8 protein-coding genes and 1 rRNA gene (1 of these 9 only partly in view) are annotated in these 7540 nt (G+C 32.5%); 4 read left to right on the plus strand and 5 right to left on the minus strand.

Annotated features, from left to right (window positions below):
• The first annotated feature begins 189 nt into the window (after window positions 1-189).
• From SJY43_RS09360 to SJY43_RS09370, 3 genes are all read left to right on the plus strand, one after another.
• A complete protein-coding gene (locus SJY43_RS09360; RefSeq protein ID WP_396603401.1) occupies window positions 190-1374 on the plus strand; it encodes an asparagine synthetase B in 1185 nt (394 codons plus the stop codon).
• Between the two features lie 104 nt (window positions 1375-1478).
• Entirely contained in the window at window positions 1479-1757 is a 279-nt protein-coding gene (locus SJY43_RS09365) for an EF-hand domain-containing protein (protein ID WP_396600480.1), read from the plus strand.
• 23 nt (window positions 1758-1780) lie between these two features.
• Window positions 1781-2203: a secondary thiamine-phosphate synthase enzyme YjbQ gene (locus SJY43_RS09370; RefSeq protein ID WP_396600481.1), complete on the plus strand. Its 423-nt coding sequence runs from the start codon at window positions 1781-1783 to the stop codon at window positions 2201-2203.
• Here the strand turns inward: SJY43_RS09370 and SJY43_RS09375 are convergent.
• The 5 genes from SJY43_RS09375 to thrS form a co-directional block, all read right to left on the minus strand.
• A complete protein-coding gene (locus SJY43_RS09375; protein WP_396600482.1) occupies window positions 2200-3006 on the minus strand; it encodes an HAD family hydrolase in 807 nt (268 codons plus the stop codon). The genes SJY43_RS09370 and SJY43_RS09375 overlap by 4 nt on opposite strands.
• Window positions 3007-3163: 157 nt before the next feature.
• A complete protein-coding gene (rplT, locus tag SJY43_RS09380) occupies window positions 3164-3508 on the minus strand; it encodes a 50S ribosomal protein L20 (protein ID WP_298497370.1) in 345 nt (114 codons plus the stop codon).
• Between the two features lie 169 nt (window positions 3509-3677).
• Window positions 3678-3875, minus strand: coding sequence for a 50S ribosomal protein L35 (gene rpmI / locus SJY43_RS09385; RefSeq protein WP_067150881.1), 198 nt, complete (start codon window positions 3873-3875; stop codon window positions 3678-3680).
• A gap of 62 nt (window positions 3876-3937) precedes the next feature.
• Window positions 3938-4483 carry a translation initiation factor IF-3 gene (gene infC / locus SJY43_RS09390; protein ID WP_396603402.1) on the minus strand — a complete coding sequence of 182 codons (546 nt, stop codon included), beginning with the start codon at window positions 4481-4483 and terminating at the stop codon, window positions 3938-3940.
• Between the two features lie 39 nt (window positions 4484-4522).
• Window positions 4523-6457, minus strand: a complete 1935-nt coding sequence (gene thrS / locus SJY43_RS09395; RefSeq protein ID WP_396600483.1) for a threonine--tRNA ligase — start codon at window positions 6455-6457, stop codon at window positions 4523-4525.
• A 922-nt stretch (window positions 6458-7379) separates the two neighbouring features.
• Here thrS and SJY43_RS09400 point away from each other — a divergent pair.
• A 16S ribosomal RNA gene (locus tag SJY43_RS09400) occupies window positions 7380-7540 on the plus strand (it continues 1359 nt past the right edge of the window).

Consider the following 7540-nt stretch of genomic DNA (forward strand, 5'->3'; position numbering starts at 1 on the left):
TTTTATAAAATATATTTTCAGATATTTTTTTTGAGTATCTTTCTGCATAATATATAGAGTTTTGTCATTTCGAAGAAGGAACGACTGAGAAATCTCATAAAGCTTAGCTTCATTTTGAAAAAGATACTTGTTACATTACTTTTTATATGTTTAGGTTTAAATGCCTATGCATCATACATTCTAATCCCAATGGATGTAGAGAGTCAAAAAAATCATTTAAAAGCTTATGGAATAACCTATTGGACACTTAACAAACAGTTAAAGGTAAAATGGTTGCTAAACTATAAAGGCGGTTCTTTTTTATTACCTGATACGGAAGCAATTCAGAAAGAATGCCAAATACGAGGCGTTTCATTTGAAGTTATATCTAATTCAAAAGCGGAAAGTATTTTAGAAGATATAGCAAGTCCTAGTCAAAATATGGAAGCTGTAGTTTTAGAAAAAGCACCAAAAATTGCAGTATATACGCCCAACGGAAAACAACCCTGGGATGATGCCGTAACTATGGTTTTAAAATATGCAGAAATTCCTTATGAAACCGTTTATGATGAAGAAGTATTAAATGATGGATTATTGCTTTTTGATTGGCTGCATTTACATCATGAAGATTTTACAGGGCAATACGGAAAGTTTTATGCGCAGTATAGAGCGTCTTCTTGGTACATTGAAGAGAAAAAAGCTGCGGAGAAACTTGCTCAAGAACTAGGATACAATAAAGTGTCAAACGAAAAATTAGCTGTTGCTTTAAAAATTAGAGATTATGTAATTGGTGGTGGCTTTATGTTTGCCATGTGTAGTGCTACAGATAGTTTTGACATTGCATTATCTGCTGAAGGTGTTGATATTTGCGAGCCAATGTTTGATGGAGATGGGAGTGATGCTGGGTATCAAAACAAAATTGATTTTAGTAAAACATTTGCGTTTTCAAACTATATATTAGAGAGAAACCCTAAAGTTTACGAGTTTTCTTCTATTGATATGACACGTAAGCGTAACATACCAAAAACAACAGATTATTTTAGTCTTATGGAGTTTTCTGCAAAATGGGATCCAATTCCAAGTATGTTATGTCAAAACCATACCGCATTAGTAAAAGGTTTTATGGGGCAAACAACATCATTTACCAGAGACGAAATTAAATCGAATGTCTTGGTAATGGGCGAAACTAAAATAAATGGTGAAGCAAAATATATTCATGGTATAAAAGGCAAAGGTTTTTTCACCTTTTATGGCGGACATGATCCTGAAGATTATCAACATAGAGTAGGAGATGCTAAAACTGAGTTAGATTTACACCCAACATCACCGGGTTACCGTTTAATTTTAAATAACGTTTTATTTCCAGCTGCCAAGAAAAAGAAACAAAAAACTTAATTTTTTGAAGTATTCTTTTCTTGTGTAGTATGTGGCTTTTTGATGATTTTATCATTTTCTAAACATCTAAACATCTAAACATCTAAACATCTAAACATTTACATATGGCTTCAAAAAAATCAATTCTTAGAAAAATTCAAATTGTTTTAACCAATCACTTTGAAACTCCCGAAGCTGCTTTTAGCTTTTTTGATAAAAGTGGGGACGGTAAATTATCAAAAAGTGAAATAACTAACCTTTTGAAAGAAGCCGAAATTAGCGGTTTTATAAGAGGGCTTGTAGGCTCTAAACTTATTGAAGGTTATGATAAAGATGGCGATGAATTGATTGACTGGAAAGAATTTAAAACGGCAATTTCTGAGATTGCAAAAGATGCTGAATAGTGAATAAAAATTTTTTGTAAAGCATGATTGTCGTCCAAAAAGAATTTACACTAAAACCATTTTCAAGAGGTTTTCATTTAATTACAGATGAAATCTTAGAAGCAATTCCTGAAATTAAGCAAATAAAAATAGGGCAGATGCAGGTGTTTATTAAACATACATCGGCAAGTTTATCCATTAATGAAAATGCAGATTATACGGTAAGGCTCGATTTTGAAAGCCATTTTAACAAGATGGTTCCTGAGAACGCAACTTATTATAAGCATACATATGAAGGTTCAGATGATATGCCAGCACATATTAAATCATCATTGTTAGGTGCATCTGTACAAATACCAATAACTGAAGGAAAGCTTAATTTGGGTATTTGGCAAGGTGTTTACCTATGTGAACACAGAGATTATGGAGGTTCAAGAAATCTAGTAATTACAGCTTTTGGAAGTTAATTTTTGGCTTGTATTAGTTTTTCTAAAATATATTCAACCCCAAAATCATCATTACTTTTCGTTTTGTGATTAGCAGTTTTTATTACATTTTCATGTGCATTTTCCATAGCAAAACTATAAGTAGCTAGTTTCAGCATTTCAATGTCATTATTATAATCTCCAAATATTAAAGTTTCATCAGGTGTAATACTATAGTTGTTTTGAAGTATGTTTATAGCATGACCTTTATTGGCTAACTTGTCACTAATATCTACCCAGTTTTTTGCAGATACTTTTATTTCGTAATCTGTTTCAAATTTGTCGAATAATGGATAAATGTGTTTTTCCGAGTCATCAGCATGGTATAATGCAATTTTGATGATCTCTTCTGTTATGTCATTAATACTATTAATCAAAGAGAATTTAGGGTAATACTCTTTTAAAGTTTCAATGAAGTTATCTGAGCTATCATAACTGAAATAAGCTTTAAATTGTGTACAGTATACCGGATGAATTTGGTTGTTCGAGTTAACCAAACTTTCAATAGTTAACAAATTATCTTGAGCTATTGGTGTCGATAAAAGGAGTTTATCTTGTTCTATAACAATCCCTCCATTTTCAGCAACAATTATAATGTCATCTTTTATGGTGTGGAGTTTTTCAATAATACTATAGTATGGTCTACCACTTGCAGCTACAAATAGTATATTATGTTTTTTCAATGCTTTAAATAATTCAAAAAACAAAGGACTAACTTCATGTTTGGAGTTTAGCAAAGTGCCATCCATATCTGTTACAACAAGTTTTATTTTAGATAAATCCATATATAATTTTTATTAAAAATAATTCTTACAAATTAGCCCAAGCTATTTTTTGATAAAAAAAATGTATCGAGAACTTTATAGTAATAAAAAAAATCCGACTCTTTCGAATCGGATTTTTTATTAAGCGAATAATATGTTTTACAATAGGCTAAGCGCCTTATTTTACTTTATCAACTACAGCTTTAAAAGCCTCCGGGTTGTTCATAGCTAAATCTGCTAAAACCTTACGGTTTAATTCAATATCATTAGCTTTTAATTTCCCCATAAATTGAGAATAAGATAAACCATGTTCTCTGGCTCCAGCGTTAATACGCGTAATCCATAATGCACGGAATGTTCTCTTTTTTGCTCTACGGTCTCTATACGAATATTGCATCGCTTTGTCAACCGCATTTTTTGCTACTGTCCAAACGTTTTTACGTCTTCCAAAGTAACCTTTTGCTTGTTTAAGCACCTTTTTTCTTCTGGCTCTTTTAGCTACAGAATTTACTGATCTTGGCATAATTTTAAATGTGTTTTGTAGTAGGCGGTTTATTTAGTTGTTGGTCTCAGGTTATTAGCTTCTGTCTAAATTTAGATTTTAACTTTTAACTTTTAACTTTTAACTTTTAACTCTTTTATTGAGCCTAACTCCAGGGTTTATAAATTGTTTTAACCGATTAAAACGAATGTTACTTTAAACGCATCATTGTTTTAATGTTATCCTCATCTGCTTTATGTACTAAACCATCATGAGTTAACTTAAGCTTACGCTTTTTAGACTTCTTTGTTAAGATGTGACTCTTAAAAGCGTGCTTTCTTTTAATCTTACCAGTACCTGTAAGCTTGAAACGCTTTTTGGCACTAGATTTTGTTTTCATTTTAGGCATTTTCTTTTCCTAGTTTTAATTATTTCGCTTAATTATCTTAATTCCTGATTTCCTCAGAGTAATTACTTTTTTGGAGCAATAAACATAGTCATACGTTTACCTTCTAATCGAGGCATTTGCTCTACTTTACCATATTCTTCAAGATCTTGTGCTAATTTTAATAATAAAATTTGCCCTTTCTCTTTAAATATAATAGAACGTCCTTTAAAGAATACAAAAGCTTTTAGCTTAGCACCTTCTTTTAAAAACTTCTCGGCATGCTTCTTTTTAAATTCGTAATCATGGTCGTCTGTATTCGGACCAAAACGAATTTCTTTAATAATAACTTTAGTAGCCTTAGACTTTAAAGCCTTATCACGTTTCTTCTGCTCGTAAAGAAACTTTTTATAATCCATAACCTTACATACAGGAGGGTCAGCATTAGGAGATATTTCTACTAAATCTAACTCTTGTGCGCTTGCTACTCTCATAGCGTCTCCTTTGGTGTAAATACCAATCTCTACGTTGTCGCCAACAAGACGAACTTGTTGAGCAGTAATCTTAGAGTTAATCTTATGCTTATCTTCTTGTGAAACCCTTCTAGGTTGATGTCTTCTTCTAATTGCTATGGCCTTATGGTTTTAAATTAAACTTATTATTAATTATTATTAAAACGATTTTAACGTTTTTTTAATGTCTTCTTTTATTATTTCAGAGAAAGCATCTACAGTAATCATGCCTAAATCTTCTCCACCGTGTTGTCGCACAGTTATTTTACCTTCTTTCTCTTCTTGTTCCCCTATAATAATCATATAAGGGTGTTTCTGCATTTCTGCTTCACGAATTTTCTTTCCTATAGTCTCATTTCTATGATCTACAAGGGCGCGAATTTCGTCATTTTCTAGCAAATTTAAAACTTTTTCAGAGTATTTTTCATATTTCTCGCTAATTGATAAAATAATAGCCTGAGTTGGCATCAACCAAAGCGGGAAATTACCACCTGTATGTTCCAGCAATAAAGCAACAAATCGTTCCAAACTTCCAAAGGGAGCACGGTGTATCATAATAGGTCTGTGCGACTCATTATCACTACCTTTATAACTTAAATCAAAACGTTCTGGTAAGTTGTAATCTACTTGAATTGTACCTAATTGCCAGCGTCTTCCTAAAGCATCTTTTACCATAAAATCTAACTTCGGACCGTAAAAAGCAGCCTCACCTTCTTCTATAACAAAATCTAAACCTTTATCGGTTGCAGCATTAATAATTGCTTGTTCCGCTTTTTCCCAATTTGCAACATCACCTATATATTTGTCTGGATTTTCAGGATCCCTTACAGAAACCTGTGCAGTAAAGTTTTCAAACCCTAAAGATCCAAATACATAAAGAACCAAATCAATAACATCTTTAAACTCTTTATCCAATTGTTCTGGCATACAAAATATGTGCGCATCATCTTGAGTAAAACCACGTACACGAGTTAAACCATGTAATTCTCCACTTTGCTCATATCTATAAACAGTACCAAATTCTGCATAACGTTTAGGTAAATCTTTATAACTCCATTGGCTACTATTGTAAATCTCACAATGGTGGGGGCAGTTCATAGGTTTTAATAAAAACTCTTCACCTTCTTTAGGGGTTGAAATTGGCTGAAAACTATCTTCACCATATTTAGCATAATGTCCAGAAGTTTCATAAAGTTCTTTCTGTCCAATATGTGGTGTAACCACCATTTCATAACCTGCTTTTTTCTGCGCAGCTTTTAAAAAGTTCTCTAAACGCTCACGTAAAGCAGCTCCTTTTGGCAACCATAAAGGTAAACCTTGTCCCACTTTTTGCGAAAATGTAAAAAGCTCTAACTCCTTACCAAGTTTTCTATGGTCACGTTTTTTAGCCTCTTCAAGCATTTGTAAATACTCAGTAAGTTCCTTTTGTTTAGGGAAAGAAATTCCATAAACACGAGTTAATTGAGGTTTATTCTCATCACCACGCCAATACGCACCAGCAACACTTAATATTTTAACAGCTTTTATAATACCAGTATTAGGTATATGTCCGCCTCGACATAAATCAGTAAAAGTAGAGTGGTCACAAAAAGTAATCGTACCATCCTCTAAATTTTCAATCAATTCTGTTTTAAAAGCATTGTCCTTATATAATGATAAAGCATCTGTCTTAGAAACCGCTCTTAAACTAAAGTCATGTTTCCCTCTTGCAATCTCTATCATTTTAGTTTCAATGGCCTTAAAATCTTTTTCTGATACATTATGCTCACCAAAATCTACATCATAATAAAATCCATTTTCAATAGCAGGTCCAATAGTAAGCTTAGCACCAACATATAATTCCTCAATTGCTTGAGCTAATACGTGTGCAGAACTATGCCAAAAAGCAGTTTTACCAGCATCATCTCTCCAGGTATATAAAATTAAAGCACCATCGGTGGTTAATGGGGTTACTGTTTCTATAGTTGTACCATTAAAATTCGCCGAAATTACATTTCTAGCAAATCCCTCACTAATGCTTTTTGCAACATCCATTGGTGTAACGCCTTCATCAAACGTTTTCACACTACCATCAGGTAAAGTAATATGTATCATAAATTAAATTGAAATTCGGCTGTAAAGATAATGAGTTCAAAAGTATAAACAAACCCACACCATATATATATAGGTATAAATTTTAATTCGGGCGTTTCCCTGCGGGTCGGGCTATCCGTTTCAAGTCCTCGCACCTCCTATGGTCGGGCTGTGGGCTATCCACTACTATCCCTAACGCGGGCAATTTAGCTATTTTTAGTTTTCTTCAATTAATTTATCCTAATATTAAAGTCATAGATTTATATATTCTATACCTATATATTAGTACAGTAAATCTTCATATAAAGTAAGCAGCGCAAAAAAAGGTGTATATAATTTAAATTTTGGAATAATTTTCCAAAAAACTTTCAGATGTAAAACACAGAAAACAAGCCTATTAAAAGCGGTGTAAAAAAAACATTAAAAAAACATTAAAAAAAGTATTGTAGAACTAAAAAAGGATAGTAAGTTTGCAGCCGCTAAAAAACGGTATTAGTTTTATGGCGAACGTTCATAAAAAGGTTGATTAATTTTAGATAAAAGGGTTAAAAAAAACTTTTTAAAAAAATATTAAAAAACACTTGTGAGAGTTAAAAAAGGTTGTAGATTTGCAGCCGCTAAAAACGGTAAATATCGCAGATAGCAAAACGCTCATAAAAAGGTTTAATGTTTGGTTTGGAAAGTTCAAAAAACTTTTTAAAAATAAATTAAAAAACTATTGTGAGAGTTAAAAAAGGGTTTTATATTTGCACCCGCTTAACAAGGAAACAAGTTAAGAAGACAAAGAAACAAGTTCATAAACATATTGAATTGACAGCGTAAAAATTAATTTGGAAACGAATTAATTTAACAAAGAGAATAGACCATTTTGAGTACTAGAGATTCTGATTAGTTGTTAAAAGTTGTTGCATTTTATTTATAAGATAGTAACACACAAAAATTAACGATGAAGAGTTTGATCCTGGCTCAGGATGAACGCTAGCGGCAGGCCTAACACATGCAAGTCGAGGGGTAACATGGAGTGCTTGCATTCTGATGACGACCGGCGCACGGGTGCGTAACGCGTATAGAATCTACCTTTTGCTGAGGAATAGCCCAGAGAAA

Source organism: Algibacter sp. R77976, from assembly GCF_044594645.1.
In the GTDB taxonomy this organism is placed as follows: domain Bacteria; phylum Bacteroidota; class Bacteroidia; order Flavobacteriales; family Flavobacteriaceae; genus Algibacter_B.

Coding starts and splice junctions, on each gene's coding strand:
- SJY43_RS09360 (WP_396603401.1), top strand. CDS start 190: ATGGATGTAGAGAGTCAAAAAAATCATTTAAAAGCTTATGGAATAACC.
- SJY43_RS09365 (WP_396600480.1), top strand. CDS start 1,479: ATGGCTTCAAAAAAATCAATTCTTAGAAAAATTCAAATTGTTTTAACC.
- SJY43_RS09370 (WP_396600481.1), top strand. CDS start 1,781: ATGATTGTCGTCCAAAAAGAATTTACACTAAAACCATTTTCAAGAGGT.
- SJY43_RS09375 (WP_396600482.1), bottom strand. CDS start 3,006: ATGGATTTATCTAAAATAAAACTTGTTGTAACAGATATGGATGGCACT.
- rplT (WP_298497370.1), bottom strand. CDS start 3,508: ATGCCAAGATCAGTAAATTCTGTAGCTAAAAGAGCCAGAAGAAAAAAG.
- rpmI (WP_067150881.1), bottom strand. CDS start 3,875: ATGCCTAAAATGAAAACAAAATCTAGTGCCAAAAAGCGTTTCAAGCTT.
- thrS (WP_396600483.1), bottom strand. CDS start 6,457: ATGATACATATTACTTTACCTGATGGTAGTGTGAAAACGTTTGATGAA.